Raw genomic sequence first — 24,580 nt, 5'->3', positions numbered from 1 at the left:
AACAAAAGAAGCAGGAGCTGAGATGGCAAATCTCGTGCATCCTGCTTCTAGTCGGCGAAGGACTGTTGAAGTCTCTCGATGAAATTAACCTTGCTGACGAATCAGCCAATCGAAGGCGCCGAGCGCAGCAGTTGCTCCGCCGCCCAGGGCGATAACGACCTGCTTGTAGGGTGAGGTTGTGCAGTCGCCGCCGGCAAAAATGCCTTCGGCAGAAGTGGCGCCGTGGTCGTTGATGATGATTTCATTCCAATCGTTCAACGCGACCGTTCCCTTGAGCCAGTCAGTATTGGGTACGAGGCCAATCTGGACGAAGCAACCAGAAGCGGGGAGGATTTTGAATTCACCCGTAGCTTTGTCTTTATAGCGAACGCCGGTGAGGAGCTGACCATTGCCTTCCAGGGACTCTACTGTCATGTTGAAGATGACCTTGGCGTTGGCCGTTGCAAGGAGTTTCTTAACGAGTACTTCGTCTGCAGTAAGCTGACCGCCGCGCTGCAGCAATGTGACTGAGCGGCAGATTGCAGCCAAGTCGATGGCGGCTTCAACACCGGAGTTGCCTCCGCCAACCACCACCACATCCTTACCCTTAAAAAGCGGTCCATCGCAGTGAGGGCAGTATGCGACGCCTTTGCCCTGATATTCCTTTTCTCCAGGAACACCGAGCTGGCGCCAACGAGCGCCGGTTGCAGCAATCATGGCCTTGGTCTGAAGATGTCCGCCCGAGGCAAGCTCGATTTGCCAGAAACCGTCCTGACGTTCCACCTTGACGGCGCGTTCGAGTGCCATCACGTCAACGCCGTAGTGATTAACGTGCTCCATGAAACGACCGCCGAGCGCCACGCCGTCAGTCGACAGGATTGATGTGAAGTTCTCAATAGAGCTTGTTTCGTTGACTTGTCCGCCAGGACGCTCGCAGAGGAGTCCCGTACGCAGCCCTTTGCGGGCAGCATAAATGGCCGCAGTGGCACCGGCTGGGCCGGCGCCTACGACGAGGACGTCGAACGGTGCTTTGGCAGAGAGCTTGGCAGCCTGTTCCTTGACAAAACCCTCATCGAGCTTGGCAACAATTTCTCCGAGCTCATGACGGCCTGCCATGAACTCCTTGCCGTTCAGAAAAACTGTCGGCACGGCCATGATGCGGCGTTCTTTCACTTCATCCTGAAAGAGCGCACCGTCGATCGTTGTTACTCGTACGTTGGGATTGAGCACGGCCATGAGGTTGAGAGCCTGCACAACATCCGGGCAGTTATGGCATGACAGGGACATGTAAACCACGAAATCGTAGTCGCCCTGCAGTCCGCGCACACGGTTAAGCAGATCAGGAGCCGACTTGCTCGGATAGCCGCTTGCTTGCAGCAGCGCAAGAATCAGGGACGAGAATTCGTGCCCCATAGGGAGTGCAGCAAAACGGATGCCCATGTTTTCGCCAGTGCGCGAGATAGTAAAGCTCGGGCGGCGAACCTGAAGATCCGCCGGGGCATCGGCGACAGTAATCAACTTCGAGACGGAAGCGAGATCCGAGAGCAGTGAACGAATTTGTTCGGATGCTTCAGAAGCGTCACCCGCAAAGGTCAGCGTGATGGGGTTAACGAGGCGATCAAGATAGGACTTAACCTGTTGAAGAGCGGAAGCGTCAAGCATAGTAAAGAGTCAAGACAAGCTGATGGCGGCCGCTGCATCTCTCTGGTCAGCGAAGCGAGGACCGCGCGTGTTCTGAAGGGAAGCGTATGAAAAAAAAGGCCGCCTGGTTTAAAGGCGGCCTTCTTATGTTCTTTCGGCGGCCTTATGCTCTCAGTTGTTTGTTTCTGAGATTGGAGCCGCAGGAAAGATTAGATCTTGCCCACGAGATCGAAGGACGGAACCAGCGTTTCCTTGCCCGGACGCCACTTGGCAGGGCAGACCTGATCAGGATGAGCGTCAACGTACTGAGCCGCTTCAACCTTGCGGAGAAGCTCAGAGGCGTCGCGGCCGATGCCGCCGTCGTGGTGTTCCATGACGACGATCTTGCCGGCGGGGTTGATCACAAACGTACCACGTTCCGCAAGGCCTTCCTTCTCAATCAAAACGTCGAAGTTGCGGGAGATCTGGCCAGTCTTGTCGCCAAGCATCGGGAATTGCACCTTGCCAACGGCGGCGGAAGATTCATGCCAAGCCTTGTGCGTAAAGTGAGTGTCCGTCGAAACGGCGTAGATCTCAACGCCCAGTTTCTTGAATTCAGCATAGTGGTCGGCGAGGTCTTCGAGCTCAGTCGGGCACACGAAGGTGAAGTCGGCCGGGTAGAAGAAGACGACGGACCAATGGCCCTTCAGATCCGCATCCGTAACCTTCTTGAAGGCGCCTTCGTGGTAGGCCTCGGTTTCGAACGGCAGGATTTCAGTAGTAAGCAGAGACATTGGATTCTCCTTGTCAGTTGACTGGTTTGGACGGCGGCATGGCGTGTCGTCCGAATGAAATATATTCAATGGCGCTACTTTAGCGATTATTTATCGAGCTGTCAAATCTAAAAAGTAAAAACTATTAACAAGAGAATGATTCGCAGCTTCGTTAATTTTTAAAGCGATCAAACTGTTTGCGGATATTGGGTGCAAGCCGTTCAAGTGCATCAAGCGTCGTGAAGACAGATGCGCGGCCGCGTTGTGAGAGCTCACGAAACCGTGTAAGGAGTTCGTTTTCCTCTTCGATCACAAGGTGTCTTTCTCCGGTGATGATAAAGAGCACATCGAAACCGCAGGCTGCAAGACGCGGCATGCGCCATATGCCTGGATCGGCAGTGCCGGATTCAAAGGCGTCGTAAGCTTCGAGCGGTACGCCGAGGAGCTGAGCAATCTGGCGAGGAGCATAGCCGAGACGTTCTCGCTCGCCTTTGAGCCGCTCGCCGGCATCCTTGCGCCGTTTGGTGGAGGTCGTAGCCATGCGTAGCAATGAAGTGGTTGGGAACGATGTGCAGTATAAGGTCGTCGGAAAGACGAAAAAAGGCCGCCGACGCCCAAGAAGCAGAGCGGTCCGGCGGCCTGTGCCGAGCGGCGTTGAAATAGCGCGTTAGACGTTAAAGAGGAAGTTCATTACGTCGCCATCCTGAACGATGTAGTCCTTGCCTTCGGCTCGCATCTTGCCAGCTTCCTGAGCACCTTTTTCTCCGCGGTGCGCGATAAAGTCATCATAGGCGATCGTTTGGGCACGGATAAAGCCGCGCTCAAAATCAGTATGGATTACACCTGCAGCCTGCGGAGCGGTGTCGCCTTTGTGAATGGTCCAAGCACGTACTTCTTTGACGCCGGCAGTGAAGTAGGTCTGCAGCCCAAGCAGATCATAGGCGGCGCGGATGACACGGTTGAGACCAGGTTCAGACATGCCCATGTCTTCAAGGAACATTTCCTTGTCGGCGTCGTCGAGGTCGGCAATGTCCGCCTCTGTCTTGGCACAAACAGCAACGACCGGAGCATGTTCCTTCGCCGCAAACTCACGAACGGCGTCAAGAAGCGGGTTGTTTGTGAAACCATGATCTTCAACGTTGGCCACATACATGGTGGGCTTCATGGTCAGAAGAAATAGCTGGCGGATGACTTTTTGTTCGTCTTCGTTAAGCTTCACCGAACGCGCGGGCATGCCTTCATTGAGAACAGGCTGAAGCTTTTCGAGCACAAGAACCAGCTTCATTGCCTCCTTGTCACCGCCGGAGCGGGCCTGCTTGGCATAGCGGTTCAAAGCTTTTTCCACGGTTGCCAGATCGGCAAGCGCAAGTTCGGTATTGATCACAGCGATGTCGTTGAGCGGATTCACTTCTCCGGCAACATGCACGACATTGTCGTCGTTGAAACACCGAACGATATGTGCGATGGCATCACACTCGCGAATGTTGGCAAGGAACTGATTGCCAAGACCTTCACCCTTGCTCGCTCCTGCAACGAGACCGGCGATATCGACAAATTCGACAGCAGCGGGCACGATGCGTTCGGGCTTAACAATCTCCGAGAGCTTCTGCAGGCGGGGATCAGGCACTTCAACAATGCCTACATTGGGTTCAATGGTGCAGAAAGGATAGTTCTCAGCGGCGATACCCGCTTTTGTGAGCGCGTTGAAGATCGTGGATTTGCCGACATTGGGAAGGCCGACGATGCCGCATTTCAAGCCCATGATGAATCTCTTGATGGAATGGGGTGGAAGATGCGCTCAAAAAACCGCAATGCGCGGGAGCGCGGCAGAAAACCGGCCGCAAGCGGCGGTCGGTGCGCAATAGGAACCCGCTATTTTAGCAAGGCTTATCGAATGACAAGCACAGAGAAGTGATATTGGACAATTGCTTGTGTTCAGACGGATGCTGCTGCATCTAAGGATCGGATGCGGTCAATGAGCGCTTCAATGGTTTCTTCGCTGAAAAGTTCAATACCAACATCGGCAAGCGCCTGCGCAGCGATACCGCGTCCGGGAACGAGTCGACCGGAGAAGGTGCCGTCATAAATACAGTGAGGACTACAGGATGGGCTTCTTGCTTTCAAAAGCGCAAATTGTGCGCCCTGCGTTTGAGCGGCAATCACCGCAAGCTTCGCTCCGCGCACATATGGATCAGAAGCGTCGTCTCCGCGGCAAGAACAAATCTTTGAGCGGCCCGATAGAACATCGCTGGCAGTACTGCCCGGGCAAATCTCACAAGGTTGGCGCGGAACAGGAAGACCGCCGTCGACCTCAGGACAAATGGGCACCCAGCGAATATGTTGAACGGTGACTTGGTATTGAGCGAGGTGCTCAAGAATAGAAGGCTTCAGGCGCCCGTCGTAACGGCAGCGCTCCCCGAGGAGACAGCGGCTGATGAGTACGGCGGGCGCAACCATCGCGTCAGGCCTCAATGGTTTGGCGTCCAGGCTTCTGTGGAGGCGCAGGTTTCTTGGGCGTTCCAAAAGCCGCAATGGCGCGGTGAGCTTTTTCCATCTCCCCTTCAGCCCAGAGCGGTGCCGTCTCGAGGGCAGCTAAGGCGCAGGTACGAATGGCTTCTTCGTGCTCGGATGAAGGCGCAGAAAGGACAAAGTCGAAGACTTGCTGAGCCAGGCCGAGCGTTCGAGGATGACCGATACCGAGACGCAGGCGCCAGAAGTCAGGCGTGCCAAGCTGCTGAGTAATGGACTTCAAGCCGTTGTGACCAGCATTGCCGCCGCCCTTTTTGATGCGCATGCAGCCGGGAAGCAGGTCCATTTCGTCGTGGGCGACAAGGACTTCAGCGGGTGTGATCTTGAAGTAGTTGGCCATGGCCGAGACGGCTTCACCTGAGGCGTTCATGAAGGTGAGAGGCTTGAGGAGCCAGACTTCATGGCCGGCAATGCGGCAGCGTGCTGTCTCTCCCTGAAACTTCCGTTCTTCGTGGAAATGCGCACCGAGTTTGCCGGCGAGCATGTCAACAAAACGAAAGCCCGCATTGTGCCGGGTACGAACATAGTCCGGACCCGGGTTGCCGAGCCCGACGATAAGACGGATGGGCAGATTCTGTTGAGCCATTTGCTTACTTTAAGAAATATCAGCGGCGCGGTCCGCGACGGCGGTTGTCATCGTCAAAGCGTGAATAACGCTCAGAACGGTCGTCACGATCAAAGCGCTTACGTTCGGGACGATCATAGCGATCGTTTCGTCCTTCGCGCTCAAAACGATCGGAACGGCCTCGATCACCGCGTTCTTCTCGCGGCGCACCTTGGTCGAGCTTCACCGTGATGGGGCGTCCTTTGAAGCGAACCCCCTGAAGGGCGTCGATGACTTGCTGCGCGACTGCGCTGTCGACTTCTGCGAGCGTAAAGCGGTCGGAAATATCAATTGCTCCGATTTGCCGCGAGCTTACATTGGCCTCATTGGCAATGGCACCGACGATATCGCCCGGGCGCACGCCGCTCATGCGGCCGGCTCCGATAAAGAGACGCGTCATGCCCTCTTCGGGCTCTCCGCGTTCGCGGCGCGGACGTTCCGGACGTTCCGGACGTTCGCTGCGTTCGCGTCGATCGCACCGATCACCGAAAGCGGGGATCTCCATGTCGTCGTCATTTGTACCTTCGCTTTCCAGTGCGAGGCGAACGGCGGCAGCGGCCACTTCAATCGGGTCGTGTTCTTCGCAGAGTGCCTCAACGATTACGTTGTAGCGTTCAAGTCCTCCTTGAGCGAGGATCTCTGCGATTGCACCGCGGGTAACTTCAAGGCGCTTGGCTTGAACATCGGTAGCTGACGGGACCGTACGGATTTCAATTTTTGAGCGTGTAGCGCGCTCGAGGGCTCGAATGTGGCGGTGTTCGCGCGGTTCAAGAATGGTGATGGCTGTACCAGTGCGGCCTGCACGGCCCGTTCGGCCGATGCGATGCACGTAGGTTTCATAGGACGCCGGGATACCGAAATTGATGACGTGCGTCAGGTTTTCCAAATCGATGCCGCGAGCGGCAACGTCGGTGGCGACAATCGCATCAATCTTGCCGGATCTGGCATTACGCATAACGCGGTCACGAGTGGGCTGATCAAGGCCGCCGTGCAATGCCTCGACGCTGTAGCCGCGGACGCGAAGTGCTTCAGTCAGCTCATCGACTTCGTTGCGGGTGCGGGCGAAGATGATGGCAAGTTCGGGATCCTCAAGATCAAGAATGCGTCCAAGCGCTGCCGTGCGGTAATTGCGTCCCACGATATAAGCGATCTGAGGAACACGGGGGGCTTCGCCTTCGGGTGTTTCTTCCTTGGCAATAGCGATTCGCACGGGGTTCTTCAGATGTTCGTCGGCGATTTTCGCAATTCTCGGCGGAAGCGTAGCGGAGAAGAGTGCTGTCTGTACGCCCTCGGGGAGTGCCTCGAAGATGGCATCCAGTTCGTCGGCAAAGCCGAGGTCAAGCATCTCGTCAGCTTCGTCGAGAACTACGGCCTTTACGGCATCAAGCTTGAGCGTGCCGCGATTAATGTGATCAAGGGCTCGACCTGGCGTGGCAACAACGACATGCGTGCCGCGCTTAAGCGAGCGGATCTGTCGGCCATATTCCTGTCCGCCGTAGATCGGCGTCACGATGATGCCGGCATCTCGGCCGTAGCTGTGAAAAGATTCACTCACCTGCAGGCATAGTTCACGCGTCGGAGTGAGAACGAGAATCACCGGGTCGGAAGGCTCTTTGCCAAGTGCCCAGCGTTCAATAAGAGGAAGTGCGAAGGCGGCAGTTTTACCCGTGCCAGTGGCGGCCTGGCCGAGAACGTCTGAGCCCGCAAGAATGGCTGGAATGGCAGCCTCTTGAATAGGGGTAGGTTCTTCAAAGCCAAGGGCAGTAAGGGAAGAGACGAGTTGGGGCGAAAGGCCCAGTTCGGCGAAATCAGCCATGTTTGAGTAATGTCCAATGGTCGCTGGCGGCCTCGCACATCAGAACTCAGAAACGAAGGCAGATGAGGCGTTCAGCAAATGTTGAGTAAAAACCTGCTATCGAAATCAGGCATGCTGCAGAGTGCATTCGCTCTGCAAGAGGTGGCAATGACCACACAAGATCGGGCATTCGCAAGGAAATGCCACGATGAAGGCTTTGGAAGTCAAAAGTCTTCTGAAGATAAGCAAAAAGCCCGCATCGGCTTGGGTTAGAAGCCTCGCGGGCTTGCGCCGTATCTGCTGGAGCCCTGAAAGCTCCAGCAGCGGGCGAAAGTATCCTGACGGATTACTTGGCCGGGGCGGCAGCCGGAGCAGCGGCACCATCGGCCGGAGCAGCGGCGGCAGCATCGCCTTCAGCGGCCGCAGGAGCAATGATTTCTTCTTCGACCGGCTGAATAACGGAAGCGATGACCGAGTCCGTAACCATCTTGACGCCTTCCGGAACAACGAGGTCGTTGGCGTGCAGGGTCGTGCCGGTTTCCATCTTGGAGAGGTCAACGGCGATGAATTCAGGCAGATCACGCGGCAAGCAGGCCACTTCGACGTAGGCGGCAGCACGCGAGATGATGCACTTGTCGATCTTAACGGCCGGGCTGAGTTCTTCGCCCGAGAAGTGCAGCGGCACACGCATCGTCACAACTTCATCCGGCGCAATGCGCTGGAAGTCGATGTGCATGACCTGCTGCTTATACGGGTGCATCTGGAAGTCACGCAGAACAACGAGTTCTTCCTTGCCGTCGAGTTCCATCGTCAGAATGGAAGCGTGGAACTTTTCCTTGCGCAGCGCAAAGAAGATCGGGTTGTGTTCAAGCTCGATCGGGGTGGCGGGGTTCTTGCCGCCGTAAATGATGCCCGGGAGCTTGTCCGCGCGGCGCAGACGGCGGCTCGCACCCGTACCTTGCGTTGTGCGCGTGGTGGCGATGACTTTCATGGGATGACTCCTAATAGAGTGTTTTTTTTTAAAAATAGAAACGGCAACTCCACAATCGCGACCAACTGTGGAGCTGACGGGATCAGCATTCCGAGAAGAGTGAACTCACGGAAGCTTCGCGCGCGATGCGCGAAAGGGTTTCACCGATGATGGCCGCACAGGAAACCTGGCGAATCTTCGGGCAAGCTTGGGCGGCCGGGCTGAGCGGAATCGTATCCGTCACAACGAGCTCATCCAAAGCAGAGTTAGAAATGCGTTCGATCGCTGCGCCCGAGAGCACCGGGTGCGTGATGTAGGCCACGACGGCACGAGCGCCGCGTTCTTTGAGCGCGCCTGCAGCATTGCAGAGCGTGCCGGCCGTGTCAACAATATCGTCCGTGATGATGCAGGTGCGGCCGGCAACATCACCGATGATGTTCATGATTTCTGCAACATTGGCGCGCGGACGACGCTTGTCGATGATAGCAAGATCGGACTCAATGGCTTTGGCCATGGCGCGAGCGCGGACAACGCCGCCCACATCAGGCGAAACTACGATCGGATTCTCAAAGTGACGAGAGGCGAGATCCGAGAGAAGCACCGGCGTGGCATAGATGTTATCGACGGGGATGTCGAAGAAGCCCTGAATCTGGTCGGCGTGGAGGTCCATTGTGAGGACGTGGTCAACACCGGCGGATTGGAGCATGTTGGCAACCAACTTGGCCGAAATGGCCACGCGGGCTGAGCGAGGACGACGATCCTGACGCGCATATCCGTAGTACGGAATGGCGGCAGTGATACGGCGAGCCGAAGCGCGCTTGAGCGCATCAACCATGATGAGAAGTTCCATCAGGTTGTCATTCGTCGGAGCACAGGTGCTCTGCAGAACGAAAACATCCTTGCCACGAACCGTATCGAGTAGCTGAACGCTAACTTCACCGTCGCTGAAGCGGGAAACTGCCGCGCGGCCAAGGGGAATGTGGAGGTATTCGGTAACGGCTTGGGCAAGCTTGGGATTGGCATTGCCTGCAAAGACCATCATGCTTTCCGGCACCATCGGGACCATGATTTCTGCTCTCTTGCAAAGGGCTCCAAGGCTCTTTGAACGGTTGGGGTTGAGACCGACGGCAGGGCCGTCAGGTGCTTCATCTGGCCGCTATTGCGGCCAACTTGGGGGGTGGCAGGGGTGGAAGGAATCGAACCTTCGGTAGCCGGAATCAAAATCCGGTGCCTTACCGCTTGGCTACACCCCTAAATTTTCTTCTTCGGCGTCTTCGCTCCACGGCTTCAGCGGATGTTCCGGAAGACTGCTGATGCAGAATCCGCGCCAACCCGAAGGCAGACGGGATAGCTCCGGAGCAGACGCATCAGCGTCGCCGTTAAGGATGGGAGCAAATACAGCACTACCAGAACCTGTCATACGAGGCTCACCAAACTCGGGCCCTAGAGCCGCAAGCTTGTCGAGCGCCTCGAGAACAGCCGGCTCAAACTGTGCAGCGATCGATTGAAGATCGTTGCGGCCGGGAAGAGCTGGCCAATGGTTCCGGAGGAGGTCGGAAAAGACGTGTATTGTCTGAGATTCGCTATCTCTTGTCAAGGCAGGAGCATTGAATATGTCGGCTGTGGAAACACTTCGTCCCGGCCAGATGACCAAGTAACGCCCTGGAGGGACCTCAATAGGGGTGATCCGTTCGCCAATGCCTTCAACGAAGGCATTGGCGCCTCTGATGAAAAAAGGAATGTCAGCGCCGAGCTGCTCACCGATTGCGGCAAGCTCATTACGGTCGAATCCCAGTTTCCAGAGACGATTGAGACCGATAAGGGTTGTGGCGGCGTCCGAACTTCCGCCGCCCATCCCTGCGCCGGCAGGAATGCGCTTTTGAACGTGAATGGTGGCGCCGGGGAGTTGCCCGCAACAGCGTTTTCCATGGTCTACGGCAGCAGTCAGAAGTGCCTTGGCCGCACGTATGCAGAGGTCTTTTTCAGGGGCGCCAATGATGTCGCCCGTGCGTTCAAGCTGGCCGTCAAATCTTTCAATCAAATCAATCGTGTCAAAAAGGTTGATCAGAATGAAGATGGATTCCAAAAGATGTTTGCCGTCGGAGCGTTGACCAATGACATGCAGGAAAAGATTGAGCTTTGCGGGGGCAGGCAAGTTGAGGTAGCTGCGTGCGGCGGTGGTTGTCATGCTTCTACAAAAATCGTGAGCTGCACTAACGGTGCAGCAGAGGTCTGACCGGCACGTCCGTCAATCCTCAGTCGCTGAGGCGATCCGTCGGTGAATCTCGAAAGAATTTGAGCGCGCCAAGGCCCGTAGACTGACATCTCTGCTGCAGCAGTCTGTTCGAGTAAATTGGCGAGCGGCACTACAGGGAGTGTGAAGCCGAGTAGTTCAGTGAGCAGTGCATTGATGTCGGAACGTGTGACAGCGGGTTCAGAAAGGCTGCGCGTGAAGGAGGCGCCGCGGCTTGTTTCTTCAATGCGAGCGAGAATGCCAGAGAGCGGCGTAAGGAGATCAAGCCGCAGAAATTGAGGCGTTTTCGTAAGTTCAAAGCGTCCGGTTTGATTTTCCAAACGACCGTCTGCTGCAGTGATGCGCAGTGAAAACCGGCCGCGCCAGACACGAGCGTTTTGAGGAGTAACCGCGCAGCCCGAAAGAAGCGTAACGGCGGACAATCCTGCTGCAAGACTTTGAAGACAGAATGTACGGCGTGAAGTAGACGTCATTGCGCGGTCTTTATCGGTAATTCTGAGAGCTTCCAGCGGGCAGCAAGCTGATCGACAAGCGCTTTTGCATCGTCCCCGCCTTGACGGGCCAGTTCATGGAGCGTTCGAAGGGCCTCTGTTTTTTTGCCTTGTGCAGCATAAATTTCTACGAGATGCCCCGCTACTTCAATATCCCAAAGTCGCTTGAGGGATGCGGTAGTGAATTCGGCTGCTGCACGATAGCGGCCTTCCCGGAAATTGAGCCACCCCATTGAATCGAGGATGTAAGGATTAAGGGGTTCAGCACGGTAGGCGCGTTCAAGCAGCTCACGGGCAAATTTAAGATCTCGATTGTCTTCGGTCAGCAAGTATCCCAGCGCATTGGCGCCCTGAACGTGCTGAGGATTGACTGTCATCAGTGCGCGGAGATGTTTTTCGGCTTCAGTGCGCAGCCCCGAATCCATTTCCACCATCGCGGCATCGTAGAGTACTTCAGGCTCTGTTGGATAGGTTTGTGCTGCCTGCTGCATGAGAGCTACGGCTTCCTGCTTGCGGTTGAGCTCAAGCAGCAGTTTGGATTCCGCACTCATTAGTGCAGGCGCGTCGAGTTTGAGCTCTTCGCGGCCTTCACGCAAAGCTTTTAACGCATCTTCCGGCCGACCGGCATCCGTGAGTGCGAGCGCTTCACGAATGCGCGCATCGACAGCAAACGGGCCTCCACGCAGTTCGGCATAGTATTCGGCAGCCCGTTCAGGGGATTTCTGCATCAGCGCCGCGTTGCCGAGTCGAAGCCAAACTTCAAGACGCGTCAGGTCGATGTCTTCGCTTTGTGCGCGAAGCATCTCTACATAACGTTTGAAATAGGCTTCAGTCTTGGGAGCGTCTCCCAGATCGGCAGCAAGTTCTCCGGCGTTGAACGCGATTCGCTCGTCGGACGCAGGTTGCTTCATAGCGCGCACAAGCGCATCAAGCGCTGAGGCTCGACGGCCGAGACGCTCTTCAACGCGGCCAAAGATGAGGAGCACATAGCTGTCGTTCGGATGTTTCTTAAGATATTTTTCGAGCATTGAGCGGGCTTCGCCCATATTGCCCGCTTGCCAGCAAACATCAGCGGCTTCGCCGAGTCGCTCATGATCATTAGGTACGGCGGCGCTTGCTGCTGCGGCGCGACGGCAAGCCAGATCGCCCTGACCCGTACGGGCGAGGAGCTGTGCAAAGCCGATTTGTACGTCTGCACGCTTGGGGTACTGAGCGACGATCGGTTCGAGCGTTTGTACTGCTGTTTTGAGGCCGGAACCAGGCTTGACAGCTGCTAATCCGGGATAGAGCCTTACAAGCCAGCTGCCCTTTTCGGCAGGTGTTTTTTCAGTTTCTGACGAACGACGAGAAAGTTCGTCGATCTGTGCGCGAACTGCCGCTTCATCGCCACGTTCCACAGCATCGGCAAGCAGTGTCAGCCGCGCTTCAAAAGCTGCGGGATCGCTGTCGAGCCATACCTTAGCTGCGGCAATGGCTTTTTCAGGATTGCGTGTTGCAACAGCTGCTTCCCAGGCGAGCTTGGCAAGGTCAGCCGATTTTTCGTTTTTCGCAGCGTCCATCCAAGCTTCGTAGGCAAAGCCGGTATCGCCGCGATGTACGGCAATGTCGGCCGTAATCAACTCAAAAAGCGTGCGGTTCGGGTGCGCCACTTCCGGATGTCCGGCCGGCATGCCCGGATGAGCAAAGGCGCTAGCGGCGACCGCAAAAACAGTCGAGACCGCAAACTTGAAAAGACCGCTTGACATGTTGCAGGGTAGTCCTTGGAGGCTGTGAAAGGGAGATGCGTTTAAGGGTCGCGCAGAACTTTTCATTCTACAACCGCTCGCCCGTACTTCTTCCGTATCGGTTCGTGTCTGCAGTATTTAGCGGACAGCTTCCGTTCGCGGCAAATCAATGCGGACTTCAAAACCGCCGGTGGGGAGATTGCGTGCTTCAATGCGGCCGAAATGAGCCTGCACCGCACGCTGGGCAATAGCGAGTCCTAACCCAAAACCCGTACCGGTTTGCTCATGACTGCCGCGCACAAAAGGGTCGAAAGCGTGTTCGATTTCTTCAGGAGGCATACCGGGACCCTGATCGCAGAGCGAAATGCGCACAAAGCGAGATGTTGCCGTAAGCGTTACGGAAAGACGACTACCTGCGGGGGTCTGACGCAGACCATTGCGCAGGATGTTTTCCATTGCACTTCTGAGTGCATCGGCATTGATTGGCAGGACGAATTTGGATGGTAATTCATCTTCAAGCACAACTGAAACGTTCTTTTTCTGTGCCTCAAATGCCGTGTTTTCAACGACCTCAGCTGTGACGGCTGAAATCGATCCGGGAGTGAGCGGCATGCCGGCCCCTTGCTCATATCGTGCGTAGGCGAGCAAGCTGCCGACGAGTCGATCCAGTTCGTCTACTTCTCTTTCAATTCGATCAAGCGAGGGACCGACTCTGTCGGCATCTCGGCGGGCAATGTCTAAAGCCACATCAATGCGGGCAAGCGGGCTTCTCAATTCATGACTCACATCGTGAAACAACCGTCTCTGGCGGTTGATAAGCCGGCTAATTTGTCCGGCCATTTTGTCGAAGATGCCTGCTAAAGCAGCAACTTCGGCGTCAGCGCGTCCGATGGAGTTTTCGACGCGTGTATCGAGCTTGCCTTCCGCAAATGCCCGCATTGCGCCATCGAGTTTCCGCAGCGGCCGGGTGTAGTAATAGGCAAGAATTGCAGAAACAAAAGCCGTCAGAATCAGGGCAACCAAAAAGAGAACATAAATAGGAATTCCGGTGCCAAAGGGGTTGAAGAATGGCAGGTCGTGATTGGAATGCTCAAAAACAGCGAAGGCTGTGTAAGGGCGCCCGTTGATTTCGATGTCTTCTACGGCGTTGAGCGGATAGTTCTTAAGGACGTGGTCTTCAACCTCTGGGATGGAATTCTCTTCGATAGAGCGGAGTGCAAGCTCTGGCGCCGTACGACCACTGATTTCGGAGCCATGATCATCGACGATATAAACGGTTGGCAGCACGTTTCCGGGACTTTTCAGCCATTCCACTAATGCATCCTGTCCCTTGAGCTGATAGATAATCAGTGCGGCCTGTACGGCCTTGCGTCCTCCGACAAACACGTCGACCTTTCCGTAGCGCGCTTCGTCACGGTTGAGGTATGTGTGAACGCCAAAGCCCAGAAATGAGGAAAGAACAATAACGGCGAGCAAACCAGCAAAAAGCCGCCAGAAGAAACTGTTGATGCCGCGAATGCCGGCAAACCAGCCGAAAGCGCTCGATATGATCATGGACGGAGGGGCGGAGATGAAAAGTGAATAGAGTCTCATTATCAACGGATGGTTGATTGTGTCGTGAGACAATTTGGCGCTTCTTGCTTTTCTTGATCATTCTCTTATGACTGCTTTCACCTTTGCTGAGACGCTTGCTTGTTGGCAGCGGCGTGCGGGTCGCACTGACCTGCCTTGGCAGCAGTATCACACTCCCTATGAACGGTGGCTTTCCGAAGTAATGCTGCAGCAGACGCAGGTGGAGACGGTCATTCCTTATTTTGAACGATTCCTTGCTGCATTTCCCTCAGTGGAGGCGCTGGCGGCAGCTTCGGAAGCGCAGGTAATGAAGCTGTGGGCGGGGTTGGGCTACTACAGTCGCGGACGAAATCTTCACCGTGCTGCGCAAATGGTGGTGAAGGAAATGCAGGGAAGATTCCCAACGACTGCCGACGAACTAATCAAGCTTCCAGGTATTGGCCCCTCAACAGCCGCAGCGGTGGCTGCTTTTACGTCCGGCGAAGCGAAGGAGCCAATGATTGACGGCAATGTAAAGCGTGTGCTCGCACGTATTGACGGAATTCCGGGGCGTGTTGGCGAGAAGGCTTTTGAGACAACGCTCGCTGCAGCAGCACGACGCAAACTCCCTGGATCGGAATGCATTGCAGCCTATACGCAGGGACTCATGGATCTGGGAAGTCTGGTTTGCCGCAGAAAATCTCCCAATTGTGCGGCTTGTCCCGTGCGCAATTTTTGCAAAGCATTCGCGTTGGGGTGCCCCGAAGACTATCCGCGGCCGAAAACAACAGTTGCTAAAAAAGAACGCTGGCTGGTTCTGGTTTTCGTTGCGACGTCCGCAGGGTTTTGGTTTGCCCCTGTGCGCGGACGAATTTGGAAGGGGCTCTATGCACCGATCGTGGCGGAATGCAGCGAGAAAGCGTGGAACTCGTCAGTTATTGCTGAGGCACCGGAGCATTTGCGATTTCTTTTTCAAACAGCGCAACCATGCGGCATGCCTCGGGTGCACGAGCTTACGCACCAACGTCTGCATTTGCGGGCTGTCCTCTGCCGATGCGAAGCAGGTACAGGCGATGGTGAAGCATTGCATACGGAAGGCTTCACGCCCTTCGGCGAGAAGCCTGATGCGTGGCCTGGGCTGCCGACGCCGGTACTGGAGTATGCAAAAATCGCTTTGCGCGAATGGAGAGGCGCAGACGCTTATAGTGTCTGAAGCTTATTTTCCGGGAGCAAATTGGCTGAAAGCGCTCGATGACGGACAATTGTGCCGGCTTGATCGGCAAATCGGCGTCCAAGCATTTCTGCAACATATACCGATCGGTGCTGTCCCCCGGTACAGCCAATGCAGATGGTGAGGTAGTGGCGATTTTGTCCGCGATAGTGAGGAAGCCATTTAGCGATGAACGCGGCGATGTCGTCGATCATTTCGCTCACTAAGGGCTCTTGAGCAAGGTAAGAAGCAACAGGGGCATCAAGCCCCGTAAGCGGGCGAAGCTCGGGGGAGTAATAGGGGTTGGGCAGGCACCGCACGTCAAAGACAAGGTCAGAAGCGTAAGGAAGGCCACGCTTATAACCGAACGATTCAAAGGTGAGCGTGAGTTTGGCAGCAGGCTGTTTGACAAACTGCTGCACCCAACGACGAAGCTGCGAGGGCAGCAGACGCGTTGTATCGAGAACGTGAGCGGTCTCCGTCACCGGCGCCATAATTTCTCGCTCACGAGCAATCGCTTCATTCAGGGTGAGTTCTCGTCCCTGATGTTCGGCTAATGTGCTCAAAGGATGTCTGCGGCGAGTTTCAGAGAATCGCCGCAGAAGCTCTTCATTGGAAGCTGTGAGAAAAAGTATGCGGACATCGATGCCGCGCTGACTAAGCGCTTCGAGCGCCGTAAAGGCATTCTCAAAGGTTGCATGCGAGCGGGCATCAATAGCGACTGCTGCAGCTCGTGTGCCGTTTTTTTCAAGATTCTCAGCAATCGGCAGCAGAAACTCTGCAGGCAGGTTATCGATGCAGTAAAAGCCTGAATCCTCGAGCTGACGGATCGCAATGGACTTGCCGCCGCCTGACAAACCGGTAACGATGATGAGCTGCATGATGTACATCCTTCCTGCAGAGAATATTCACTGGGCGGCGGCAGTCTGAGCGGTCTCCCAGTGGGTGAGAAATTCACAGACTTCAACGGGGGTTGAGGCCTTGAGGAGTGTTTCGCGGGCCTCGGCATCAGAAAAGAGTTCGGCGGTTTCGCGGAGGAGTTCAAGATGGTCGTCAGCGCCATCCTCAGGGGCGAGAATTACGATGAAAAGCTGCGCGCCAGTTTTATCTGGCGACGGTACTTTAAGAGGTTCGAGAGTGCGCAGCAACACAACTGCCGGTTCTTCAAGGCCGGTTAAACGCGCGTGCGGCACAGCGCATCCGAAGCCAAGGGCTGTACTGCCGAGCCGTTCGCGTTCGTTGAGCGCCGTAAAGGCTTCGTCATGCGGGATGCCATAAGCGCTTTCGAGCGCAAGACCCGCTTCTTCAAAGAGACGCTTCAAGCTGCTCAGATTCAGATCGAGCCGAACGGCCTCAAGCGTAATGTAAGTGGAGAGCTTATTCATAAAAAGATCAACCGCGGCCAAATGGTCTGCGAGGTCAGCGACCGCGCAGACGAGCCGTGGGAATGCCTTCAAGGTCGCGGTACTTTGCCACTGTTCTGCGGGTAATGTCAAAACCTTCAGCGTTAAGCAGTTCGGTCAGAGCTTGGTCGGAGAGGCGTTTTTGAGGCGGTTCCCCTGCGATGAGTGTACAAATACGCGCACGGATTTTTGCAGGAGATACCGCTTGACTGATGCCGAGAGCATCAACGGCCCGTACTGAAGGGGGCATGAACAGACTGCGGAGCTCAAAAACACCGAGTGGGCACTGAAAAAACTTTCCTGAGACAGCGCGGGATACCGTGGAATCGGCTACGCCGAGAGCGCCGGCGGCTTCGCTGATGGCGAGCGGAACCAATGCAGAGCGGCCTTCGGAGAAGAAAGCCTGCTGACGGTCAACAGCAAACTGTGCAGTACGCAGGAGTGTCGATTGCCGAGCCTCAATACCAGAGATCAGTCGGCGTGCTTCGGCGAGGTAATGTCCAAAAGGTGAAGATTCGTTGACAGAGAGTCCCTGAGCCATTGAAGATAAACGAATTGCTGGCTGTGCTTGTGGATTGAGCATGGCTTCCCAGCGATTGCCTCGATGTCGCACCTGAATGTCGGCAATGACGTATTGCACAGCCTCGGGGGCATATCCGGAGGCTGGATGCGGATCGAGCGTCTGTAAAAGCGCAAGTGCATCCTGCAAAAGCGTTTCGTCACCTTTGGCTGCAGCCAGAAGGGCTCGGCGGTCATTACCGGCAATTTGCCGCAGGTGATTTTTTAAGAGCACGACGAGCAGCTCCCCAACAGCTGTTTTGACGGTGCCCTCTGTGATGCGGCGTTCCACCTGCAGGATAAGTGCGTCAGTAGGACTGGATGCGCCTACCCCCGGCGGATCGAAAGTCTGCAGTAGGGCCAGCGCCTTCTGCCAGTCTGCAGCCGGAGCGGCGGCGATGGACATATAGCTTTTGGCAACCTCTGCAAGCGGCGTTGTCAGAAAGCCGGAGTCGTCAAGCTCTTCAATGAGACAGCCGACGAGCGGGTGAATTTTAGGGTTGTCTGGAAGGGACCCCAATTCTTCGAGCAGATCTTCCCGCAGCGTGCGTTGAGCTGCAACCCGTTCGATAACGGGCGTTTCGTCAGGATCACCCGCCCCCGAGCCTGTCCAGCTGGTGTATGTATTTTCAAGTGGGCCGTGATCTTCTGGAGCAATGCTTTCGCCTTCGTGCCGAACAGCTTCCGTCTCCTCATGCAGGGCACCAGCCGTCGGCTGAGTGTCTGCGGACGGTCGTTCGAGTTCTTCGCACTCGATAAGCGGATTATCCTCAGCGGCACGTTCAGCTTCAGCAAGGAGCTCTCCGGCATTCATATGCAGCAACTTCAGTGCATATTGCTGCTGAGGCGTGAGCGTCTGCTGCTGCAGCGGTGCCGTAGTGAGGCTAGCGGAAACGAAAGACATGGCGTTCGACCTCCGGCCCCTAAGGCTTACATGCTGAAGTTGTCGCCGAGATAGAAGGCGCGAACGTCAGGGTTGTTGATGATGTCCTGCGGATCCCCTGAAGCCAGTACGCGACCCTCGTTGATAATGTATGCATGGTCGCAGATGGCGAGTGTCTCACGGACATTGTGGTCCGTGATGAGTACGCCGATGTTGCGGTCGCGCAGAAAACGTACGATGCGCTGAATCTCAATCACGGCAATCGGATCAACACCAGCGAAGGGTTCATCCAAGAGAATGAACCGAGGGTTAGCCGCAAGGGCACGGGCGATTTCTGTGCGGCGGCGTTCGCCGCCCGAGAGTGAAAGTGCTGCGTTGGTGCGTAGATGCTTAATTTGCAGTTCGTCAAGAAGCATCTCAAGGCGATGTTCAATTTCGCTTGTATCGAGTGCCCGGCCGTTTTCATCGACCTGCATTTCGAGAATCGCACGAATATTGTCTTCAACAGAGAGTTTCCTGAAGACACTCGCTTCCTGCGGAAGGTATGACACCCCCAGGCGAGCCCGCTTATAAATTGGGAGCCGCGCGATGGATCGGCCGTCTAATTCAATATCACCGCCGTCGGCAACGACAAGACCCACCACCATGTAGAAAGTCGTCGTTTTACCAGCACCGTTGGGGCCGAGAAGACCGACAACTTCGCCAGATTTAACGGAGAGATCTACGCCCTTGACGACCTGACGGGAACCGTAGTTTTTCTTCAGTCCGCGTGCAGCCAGAGTGTGAGTGTGCTTGTGAGCGCGGTCGTCGAGTTCGTTTGCCATGGGGTTACAGTCCTCTTGTCTAGCGGGACGGTTAATCAGTTGCGGGGGGTGGAGAGCTGTTCTGCAGGAGCAAGCTGTGTGCCAGTACGCGGGGCAGGAGCTGTATTGCTTCTCGGCGCGATGATTGTTGTGACGCGCTGCTTCTCACCTTTGACGGTGGAACCCTCCACCTTCGAACGGGCGTTACGCATGTCGTAGACGATACGTTCCCCCTCTGTCATATCACGTTCCTTGCCATTTTCCGTGCGCGAGAGGTATGCCGCTCCAATGAGCGTCACGGTATCTGTCTCCTCGTCATAAACAATCTTAGAGGCTCGAGCATGCATCCACTCATTGATTGGATTCTTCGGATCTGGGTCTCGTTGCTGACGAAAGCGCGAGGGCTCTCCCGTTACCGTTGCTTGACGGTAGCCTTTAGGCGTAATGCGTACTTCGAGCCGGGCGCCGGTGATTTGCATTGAACCCTGATCAACAATGACGTTGCCTGTGTATACAGCCGTTTGCTTGACTTCGTCGCCGTCAAATCTGTCGGCATGAACTTCGATCGCTTGGTCACGGTCTGTGGACAGCGCGAAAACTGGAGCAGCAAGCGCTGCAGTCAAGGCGACAAGGAAGAATTTCTGGATGTTCATGGCGTTCTTATTCTCTGCGGGCGGTCTCTGCAGACGTTTCCGATTCGGCTGTGGCGGTTGTCTGCACGGTCTGAACAGCTTCAGCAGGCGCAGCACTGTCTGCTTTACGGAAGCTCTGGGGATGGAAGACCGACTCAACGCCGCCGTAGAGCTCGAGCACTCGGGTTACATTATCGTATAGAAGACCATTTTGAGAGCTTGTTTCGTCTGCACCGCGAGTAATTTTTACGGGTGAGTCAGTCTTAAAGCGCTGCGTATCAAGCCATCCCGTCAGGTGTTCTGTTGTAAAGGTCATCGGCGGCTGGTCTTGATATTGTCTGCGGTGCACGAGCACATGACCGGTGAGATCGATGGTCTCAAGACCGTCGTTGCTCCATCCTTCGTCGGCTTGTGCAAATGCAGGGGCGGAATTGGGGTCGAGAGAAATGACCTGAATGCGCTCTGCCCGCATGCGTTCGTCGGAGAAGTGCTGGACATCGTCCGCATAAGCAAGCAACTTCGGCGTGCCCTCTGGCGTGAAGTCAGTGAGTGAAACGTTGCGCGCAAGAAAATCCGGACTCATTTCGCTCGGGACGTACTTAAGTCCGGCAACCTGTGTCTGAATGGAGTACCAATAGCTTGTCGCAACGAGTGCGAAGAGAATGGCAGAGCCAATAATGGCTGTAAGCCTTTCGCGGATGATCATGCGGCGGTGCGCCATTTTTATTCCTCTGCAAGTGCGGCAGCAATAATGGGCTCCCACTTCCCTTGCGCACGAAGGATGCGTTCTGCGAAGGCACGTACCGCTCCTCGTCCGCCAGGGACGGGCGCGCGCCAGTCAACAACGGCGTCGAGCTCGGGGCTGCCATCGGCAGGCGTAGCGGCCAGACCTGCAAGTTTCAGGCAGGGAATATCTGGAAGATCATCTCCCATATAGGCGATATTTTCAGGCTGAAGCTTCGCTTCGGTCAGCATCTTTTTGAGTGTGGGAAGCTTGCGCAGTTTGCCCTGCTCAACACGGGTCATGCCGAGCTCATCCGCGCGGTGCGCGACGATTGATGAGGTTCTCCCCGTGAGAATAGCCACTTCAATGCCGGCTGCCTGCAGAAGTTTGATGCCCAAACCGTCACGTACATTGAATGTTTTCGAAAGTTCACCCTCGCCGGTGAAGGTGAGCGATCCGTCAGTGAGTACACCGTCAACATCCAGAACAAGCAAACGGATTGTCTGAGCTCGTTGGTCGAAGGTCTTGGTCATCAGAGCACTCTTGCGTTCATAAGGTCGTGCATATGGAGTGCACCGACAAGGTGGTTGTCGGCATCAACGACAAGCAGTTGGTTGCACTGGAATGCTTCGAGCGCTTTGACGGCTGCGGCTGCAAGCTCGTCGGGCGAAATAGTGTGCGGCGAGGGCGTCATAACGTCGCGCATCATGACGTCTCGAACGTCGCCCATGCGCTCAATCAGACGGCGCAGGTCCCCTTCGGTGAAGATACCAATAACGCGGTTGTCTGAATCAACAACTGCCGTCATGCCGATGTGCTTCTTGGTAATTTCTCGAACAGCATCGAGTACGCGGACATCAGCTGTCACGCGAGGCAGTTCGTCTCCTGTGCGCATAATGTCCCGCACATGGAGGAGCAGTCGGCGCCCGAGTGCTCCGCCCGGATGGCTACGGGCAAAATCTTCCTGACTGAAACCTTTGGCGGACAGGCAGGCTACGGCTAGCGCATCGCCAAGAGCGAGGGTTGTCGTCGTCGAACTGGTTGGAGCCAGATTGAGCGGACAGGCTTCGCGATCGACATGACAGTTGATGTGCAAATCCGCATGCTGGGCCAGCGTAGATTCTGGGTTACCGGTCATGGCGATCAGGATTGCTCCTTCACGCTTCAGAATTGGGACGATCATCAGCAGCTCCTGAGTTTCGCCCGAATATGAAATGCCAAGAACAATGTCTTCACTCGTGATCATGCCAAGATCACCGTGTGCGGCTTCGCCGGCATGCACGAAAAATGCCGGAGTGCCTGTTGAAGCAAAAGTTGCCGCAAGCTTTCTGCCAATGTGGCCGGACTTGCCAACTCCGGAGACAACCAATCGGCCGCGGCAGCCCAAAATTGCTTTAACGGCCTGAGCAAAATCGGGCGTTTCTCCGATGCGACGTGATGCTGCGAGGATGGCATCCGCTTCGTGCGAAAGCACGTCTTGTCCGAGTTTGAGCGCGGCATTCGCATCAAAGTGCGTTTCAGTCATGTTGAAAACCTTCGGCAAATGAAATTACAGGCAACCCATAATGATAAGGCAGAGCGGTTGGCACGCGGGATGCTTGAGGCACATCGCAACAAAGAGTACCAAACCCGTTCAAATCCGCTCAAAAAAGAAACCCCCTGACCGATCCTATTTTTCGAGGATCGTCTACAGGGGGTGGAATGCGAAAAGTCAATCGAGATCAGTGATTGAGGATCTTCGAGAGGAACTTTTGGGCACGTTCAGTGTGCGGCTGATTGAAGAACTGTTCGGCCGGCAGATTTTCGATGATCTCACCGGCATCCATGAAGATGACGTGATCGGCCACTTTTTTGGCAAAGCCCATTTCGTGGGTAACAACCATCATGGTCATACCTTCCTTGGCGAGGCTCACCATGACATCAAGCACTTCATTAATCATTTCCGGGTCAAGTGCAGAGGTCGGTTCGTCAAAGAGCATGCAGATAGGATCCATTGCGAGTGCACGGGCAATAGCCACACGCTGCTGCTGACCGCCGGAAAGCTGACCAGGATACTTTTCCGCATGCTTGAGCAGACCGACTCGATCCAGCAGCTTCAGGCCGCGGGTAAGAGACTCTTCGCGGGAACGGCCAAGTACCTTCATTTGAGCAAGGATCAGGTTTTCCTTGATTGAAAGGTGCGGGAAGAGTTCAAAGTGCTGGAATACCATGCCGACGCGACTGCGCAGCTTGGGAAGATCTGTTTTCGGATCGCCGACGGAGACGCCGTCAACGATGATTTCACCTTCCTGGAAGGGTTCGAGGGCGTTAACAGTTTTGATTAAAGTCGATTTGCCCGAACCAGAAGGGCCGCAGACCACGACGACTTCGCCCTTTTCGACGGTGACGTTGCAGTTCTTGAGTACCTGAAAGTTGCCGTACCACTTGTTCAGGTTCTTAATTTCAATCATTGCCATGGGGAAAATCCTTTCTTCTAAGAGGGCCAGAGGCGCACTGGATTGGGCGCGTTCAGCGCGCCGCGGACATCTTCGTCTGCAGACGACGAATCAGCATCGAAAGAGACAACGATACTGAAAGGTAGCAGAGAGCTGCGAAAGAGTACATCAAAACCAGCTGGCCGTCGCGCTGGGCGATCTTGGCAACTGCGCCCATGAAGTCGCTGCCGCTGATTACATAAACAAGGCTTGTATCCTGGAAAAGAATGATTGTCTGCGTCAGCAGTACTGGAAGCATGTTCCGGATAGCCTGCGGCAGAATCACGTAGCGCATAGTCTGGCCATACGTAAGACCGAGGCCGGTAGCGGCAAAGAACTGTCCGCGGCCAATCGATTGAATGCCGGCACGCATAATTTCAGCGAAGTAGGCCGCCTCAAAAAGCACAAAAGTGATGATCGCCGTTAGATTGGCGCCAATCATGACAGGATGATCAAGACCAAATGCGATCTTGAGCACCTCAGGCATCAAAAGGAAAAACCAAAAGAGCACCAAAACGAGCGGTACGGCGCGCATTAGGTCAATGTAGAGTTTGGCGATATATGAGAGCCACTTAACGGTTGACAGGCGTGCAAGTGCAAGAAGAGTACCGAGCGCTAAACCCAACACGGCGGTAATCGCAGTGAGTTCGAACGTATAAGCCGCACCTGCGAGAAGGAAGTTAACGGAACCGGTGATTGAGGAAAAATCGAGACTCATGGCGGATTCCTTACTTAGCGGCAATGAAGCCCGGGATGACGCAGCGTGACTCAATCAGAGTCATCACGCGATTGACCACCAGCGCGATCACGATGTAGAGGATTGTTGCCCAGAGATAGGCCGCAAAGAACTGGAACGTGTTTTCCCCCATTTCATTGGCACGCATCGTGAGTTCGGGAAGCCCGATCGTCATGGCGACGGCTGTGTTTTTTACGAGGTTCATCGCTTCACTCGTCAATGGCGGCACGATGAGTCGCATAGCCATCGGAAGGATAACGTAAACATATGTTTCAACAGTCGTAAAACCTAATGCCTTGGCTGCATTAGGGAGCCCTCTGGGGATGCTGGCGATGCCGGCACGTACTTGCTCTGCAATACGCGATGAGGTGAAAAAGCCCATGCAGATAAAGGCTGTCATGAATTGGGCAATCGCGGGATCAGCCTCAATCATCCAGTCTTTGTACCAGGGAATAATTTCCGGAACGACGAAATACCAGATGAAAATCTGGACAATCAACGGGATGTTGCGGAAAAGTTCGATCCAGGCTTCGCAGGCACCGCGTACGATTTTGATGGGCGAAGTTCTTAGGGTGCCAACGATGATGCCGAGTACGAGGGCAAGCAGGAAAGCAGAAACAGCAAGTCCGACAGTCCAACCGGCGCCGTCAAGAATGTAACGCCACCAGGGATCGTCGGAAAGCAGCGACTGCTCCATGAGCGAGTCGAGACTGAAATTGAGCGCCATGACCGAAGTCCTCTTGTTGTGCGCCTGACCGGCGGCGCTTCAGGAGGAAGCGGCGGATTACAGGAGCGGTGGGATCTTTCTGGGAGGTAGAGAAAAGTCCCGGGCGCAGTTCAATAATGGCTAGCCTGAACTGCGCCGGG

The 24,580-nt window shown here is 55.4% G+C and carries 26 protein-coding genes and 1 tRNA gene; 2 read left to right on the top strand and 25 right to left on the bottom strand.

Going from position 1 to position 24,580, the window contains the following annotated elements; translation table 11 throughout:
* Nucleotides 1-84: 84 nt before the first annotated feature.
* The 7 genes from ahpF to DES29_RS04135 all read right to left on the bottom strand — a co-directional run bounded on the left by ahpF (nucleotide 85) and on the right by DES29_RS04135 (nucleotide 7,321).
* Nucleotides 85-1,641 (bottom strand): alkyl hydroperoxide reductase subunit F, encoded by a 1,557-nt coding sequence (ahpF, locus tag DES29_RS04165; RefSeq protein WP_021995109.1) that lies wholly within the window; start codon nucleotides 1,639-1,641, stop codon nucleotides 85-87.
* Between the two features lie 188 nt (nucleotides 1,642-1,829).
* Entirely contained in the window at nucleotides 1,830-2,393 is a 564-nt protein-coding gene (gene ahpC, locus DES29_RS04160; RefSeq protein ID WP_016475226.1) for an alkyl hydroperoxide reductase subunit C, read from the bottom strand.
* A 151-nt stretch (nucleotides 2,394-2,544) separates the two neighbouring features.
* Nucleotides 2,545-2,913, bottom strand: coding sequence for a helix-turn-helix domain-containing protein (locus DES29_RS04155; protein ID WP_005429373.1), 369 nt, complete (start codon nucleotides 2,911-2,913; stop codon nucleotides 2,545-2,547).
* Between the two features lie 126 nt (nucleotides 2,914-3,039).
* Nucleotides 3,040-4,134 carry a redox-regulated ATPase YchF gene (gene ychF, locus DES29_RS04150; RefSeq protein WP_021995108.1) on the bottom strand — a complete coding sequence of 365 codons (1,095 nt, stop codon included), beginning with the start codon at nucleotides 4,132-4,134 and terminating at the stop codon, nucleotides 3,040-3,042.
* 173 nt (nucleotides 4,135-4,307) lie between these two features.
* On the bottom strand, nucleotides 4,308-4,829 hold the full coding sequence (locus DES29_RS04145) for a 2-thiouracil desulfurase family protein (RefSeq protein ID WP_021995107.1): 522 nt from the start codon (nucleotides 4,827-4,829) through the stop codon (nucleotides 4,308-4,310).
* A 4-nt stretch (nucleotides 4,830-4,833) separates the two neighbouring features.
* Complete coding sequence (gene pth, locus DES29_RS04140; protein ID WP_021995106.1) at nucleotides 4,834-5,487, bottom strand: aminoacyl-tRNA hydrolase; 654 nt, start codon at nucleotides 5,485-5,487, stop codon at nucleotides 4,834-4,836.
* 19 nt (nucleotides 5,488-5,506) lie between these two features.
* Entirely contained in the window at nucleotides 5,507-7,321 is a 1,815-nt protein-coding gene (locus DES29_RS04135; RefSeq protein ID WP_113854495.1) for a DEAD/DEAH box helicase, read from the bottom strand.
* 78 nt (nucleotides 7,322-7,399) lie between these two features.
* Between DES29_RS04135 and DES29_RS12455 the strand changes: the two genes are divergently transcribed.
* Nucleotides 7,400-7,573: a hypothetical protein gene (locus DES29_RS12455; RefSeq protein WP_156022155.1), complete on the top strand. Its 174-nt coding sequence runs from the start codon at nucleotides 7,400-7,402 to the stop codon at nucleotides 7,571-7,573.
* Between the two features lie 73 nt (nucleotides 7,574-7,646).
* Here DES29_RS12455 and DES29_RS04130 read toward each other — a convergent pair whose 3' ends face one another.
* From DES29_RS04130 to DES29_RS04100, 7 genes are all read right to left on the bottom strand, one after another.
* Nucleotides 7,647-8,291 carry a 50S ribosomal protein L25/general stress protein Ctc gene (locus tag DES29_RS04130; protein WP_016475223.1) on the bottom strand — a complete coding sequence of 215 codons (645 nt, stop codon included), beginning with the start codon at nucleotides 8,289-8,291 and terminating at the stop codon, nucleotides 7,647-7,649.
* A gap of 82 nt (nucleotides 8,292-8,373) precedes the next feature.
* Nucleotides 8,374-9,327, bottom strand: coding sequence for a ribose-phosphate pyrophosphokinase (locus DES29_RS04125; RefSeq protein ID WP_038025314.1), 954 nt, complete (start codon nucleotides 9,325-9,327; stop codon nucleotides 8,374-8,376).
* A 121-nt stretch (nucleotides 9,328-9,448) separates the two neighbouring features.
* Nucleotides 9,449-9,523 (bottom strand) — tRNA-Gln (locus DES29_RS04120).
* Nucleotides 9,514-10,458: a 4-(cytidine 5'-diphospho)-2-C-methyl-D-erythritol kinase gene (ispE, locus tag DES29_RS04115; protein WP_021995104.1), complete on the bottom strand. Its 945-nt coding sequence runs from the start codon at nucleotides 10,456-10,458 to the stop codon at nucleotides 9,514-9,516. The genes DES29_RS04120 and ispE overlap by 10 nt, the downstream gene beginning before the upstream one ends.
* On the bottom strand, nucleotides 10,455-10,997 hold the full coding sequence (locus DES29_RS04110) for a lipoprotein insertase outer membrane protein LolB (protein WP_005429394.1): 543 nt from the start codon (nucleotides 10,995-10,997) through the stop codon (nucleotides 10,455-10,457). Before DES29_RS04110 ends, ispE begins: the two co-directional genes overlap by 4 nt.
* Nucleotides 10,994-12,760 carry a tetratricopeptide repeat protein gene (locus tag DES29_RS04105; RefSeq protein WP_021995103.1) on the bottom strand — a complete coding sequence of 589 codons (1,767 nt, stop codon included), beginning with the start codon at nucleotides 12,758-12,760 and terminating at the stop codon, nucleotides 10,994-10,996. The genes DES29_RS04110 and DES29_RS04105 overlap by 4 nt, the downstream gene beginning before the upstream one ends.
* A gap of 117 nt (nucleotides 12,761-12,877) precedes the next feature.
* Nucleotides 12,878-14,293, bottom strand: a complete 1,416-nt coding sequence (locus DES29_RS04100) for a sensor histidine kinase (protein WP_005429397.1) — start codon at nucleotides 14,291-14,293, stop codon at nucleotides 12,878-12,880.
* A 106-nt stretch (nucleotides 14,294-14,399) separates the two neighbouring features.
* Here DES29_RS04100 and mutY point away from each other — a divergent pair, with 106 nt between their 5' ends.
* A complete protein-coding gene (gene mutY / locus DES29_RS04095) occupies nucleotides 14,400-15,503 on the top strand; it encodes an A/G-specific adenine glycosylase (protein ID WP_016475218.1) in 1,104 nt (367 codons plus the stop codon).
* Here the strand turns inward: mutY and rapZ are convergent.
* From rapZ to DES29_RS04040, 11 genes are all read right to left on the bottom strand, one after another.
* Complete coding sequence (gene rapZ / locus DES29_RS04090; RefSeq protein WP_016475217.1) at nucleotides 15,491-16,381, bottom strand: RNase adapter RapZ; 891 nt, start codon at nucleotides 16,379-16,381, stop codon at nucleotides 15,491-15,493. The two genes, mutY and rapZ, sit on opposite strands and share 13 nt — an antisense overlap.
* A gap of 27 nt (nucleotides 16,382-16,408) precedes the next feature.
* The gene (locus tag DES29_RS04085; protein ID WP_016475216.1) at nucleotides 16,409-16,885 is read right to left on the bottom strand and encodes a PTS sugar transporter subunit IIA; all 477 of its coding nucleotides are present in this window, start codon (nucleotides 16,883-16,885) and stop codon (nucleotides 16,409-16,411) included.
* Between the two features lie 34 nt (nucleotides 16,886-16,919).
* Entirely contained in the window at nucleotides 16,920-18,365 is a 1,446-nt protein-coding gene (gene rpoN, locus DES29_RS04080) for an RNA polymerase factor sigma-54 (RefSeq protein ID WP_113854494.1), read from the bottom strand.
* 26 nt (nucleotides 18,366-18,391) lie between these two features.
* A complete protein-coding gene (lptB, locus tag DES29_RS04075) occupies nucleotides 18,392-19,168 on the bottom strand; it encodes an LPS export ABC transporter ATP-binding protein (protein WP_005429403.1) in 777 nt (258 codons plus the stop codon).
* Nucleotides 19,169-19,203: 35 nt separating this feature from the next.
* Nucleotides 19,204-19,800 carry a lipopolysaccharide transport periplasmic protein LptA gene (gene lptA / locus DES29_RS04070; protein WP_113854493.1) on the bottom strand — a complete coding sequence of 199 codons (597 nt, stop codon included), beginning with the start codon at nucleotides 19,798-19,800 and terminating at the stop codon, nucleotides 19,204-19,206.
* Between the two features lie 7 nt (nucleotides 19,801-19,807).
* Nucleotides 19,808-20,500, bottom strand: a complete 693-nt coding sequence (gene lptC / locus DES29_RS04065) for an LPS export ABC transporter periplasmic protein LptC (RefSeq protein WP_005429405.1) — start codon at nucleotides 20,498-20,500, stop codon at nucleotides 19,808-19,810.
* A gap of 2 nt (nucleotides 20,501-20,502) precedes the next feature.
* Nucleotides 20,503-21,036, bottom strand: a complete 534-nt coding sequence (locus tag DES29_RS04060; protein WP_005429406.1) for a KdsC family phosphatase — start codon at nucleotides 21,034-21,036, stop codon at nucleotides 20,503-20,505.
* Nucleotides 21,036-22,028, bottom strand: coding sequence for a KpsF/GutQ family sugar-phosphate isomerase (locus DES29_RS04055; protein WP_016475212.1), 993 nt, complete (start codon nucleotides 22,026-22,028; stop codon nucleotides 21,036-21,038). Before DES29_RS04055 ends, DES29_RS04060 begins: the two co-directional genes overlap by 1 nt.
* 196 nt (nucleotides 22,029-22,224) lie before the next feature.
* The gene (locus DES29_RS04050) at nucleotides 22,225-22,953 is read right to left on the bottom strand and encodes an amino acid ABC transporter ATP-binding protein (protein WP_187116533.1); all 729 of its coding nucleotides are present in this window, start codon (nucleotides 22,951-22,953) and stop codon (nucleotides 22,225-22,227) included.
* A 58-nt stretch (nucleotides 22,954-23,011) separates the two neighbouring features.
* Nucleotides 23,012-23,695, bottom strand: a complete 684-nt coding sequence (locus DES29_RS04045; protein WP_005429419.1) for an amino acid ABC transporter permease — start codon at nucleotides 23,693-23,695, stop codon at nucleotides 23,012-23,014.
* Between the two features lie 10 nt (nucleotides 23,696-23,705).
* Nucleotides 23,706-24,440 (bottom strand): amino acid ABC transporter permease, encoded by a 735-nt coding sequence (locus DES29_RS04040; RefSeq protein ID WP_005429420.1) that lies wholly within the window; start codon nucleotides 24,438-24,440, stop codon nucleotides 23,706-23,708.
* Nucleotides 24,441-24,580 lie beyond the last annotated feature (140 nt).

It is taken from the genome of Sutterella wadsworthensis (assembly GCF_003315195.1).
Lineage (GTDB): Bacteria > Pseudomonadota > Gammaproteobacteria > Burkholderiales > Burkholderiaceae_F > Sutterella > Sutterella wadsworthensis.
The sequence above is the reverse complement of the archived record's forward strand: the minus strand, read 5'-3'. Positions and strand labels throughout refer to the sequence as shown.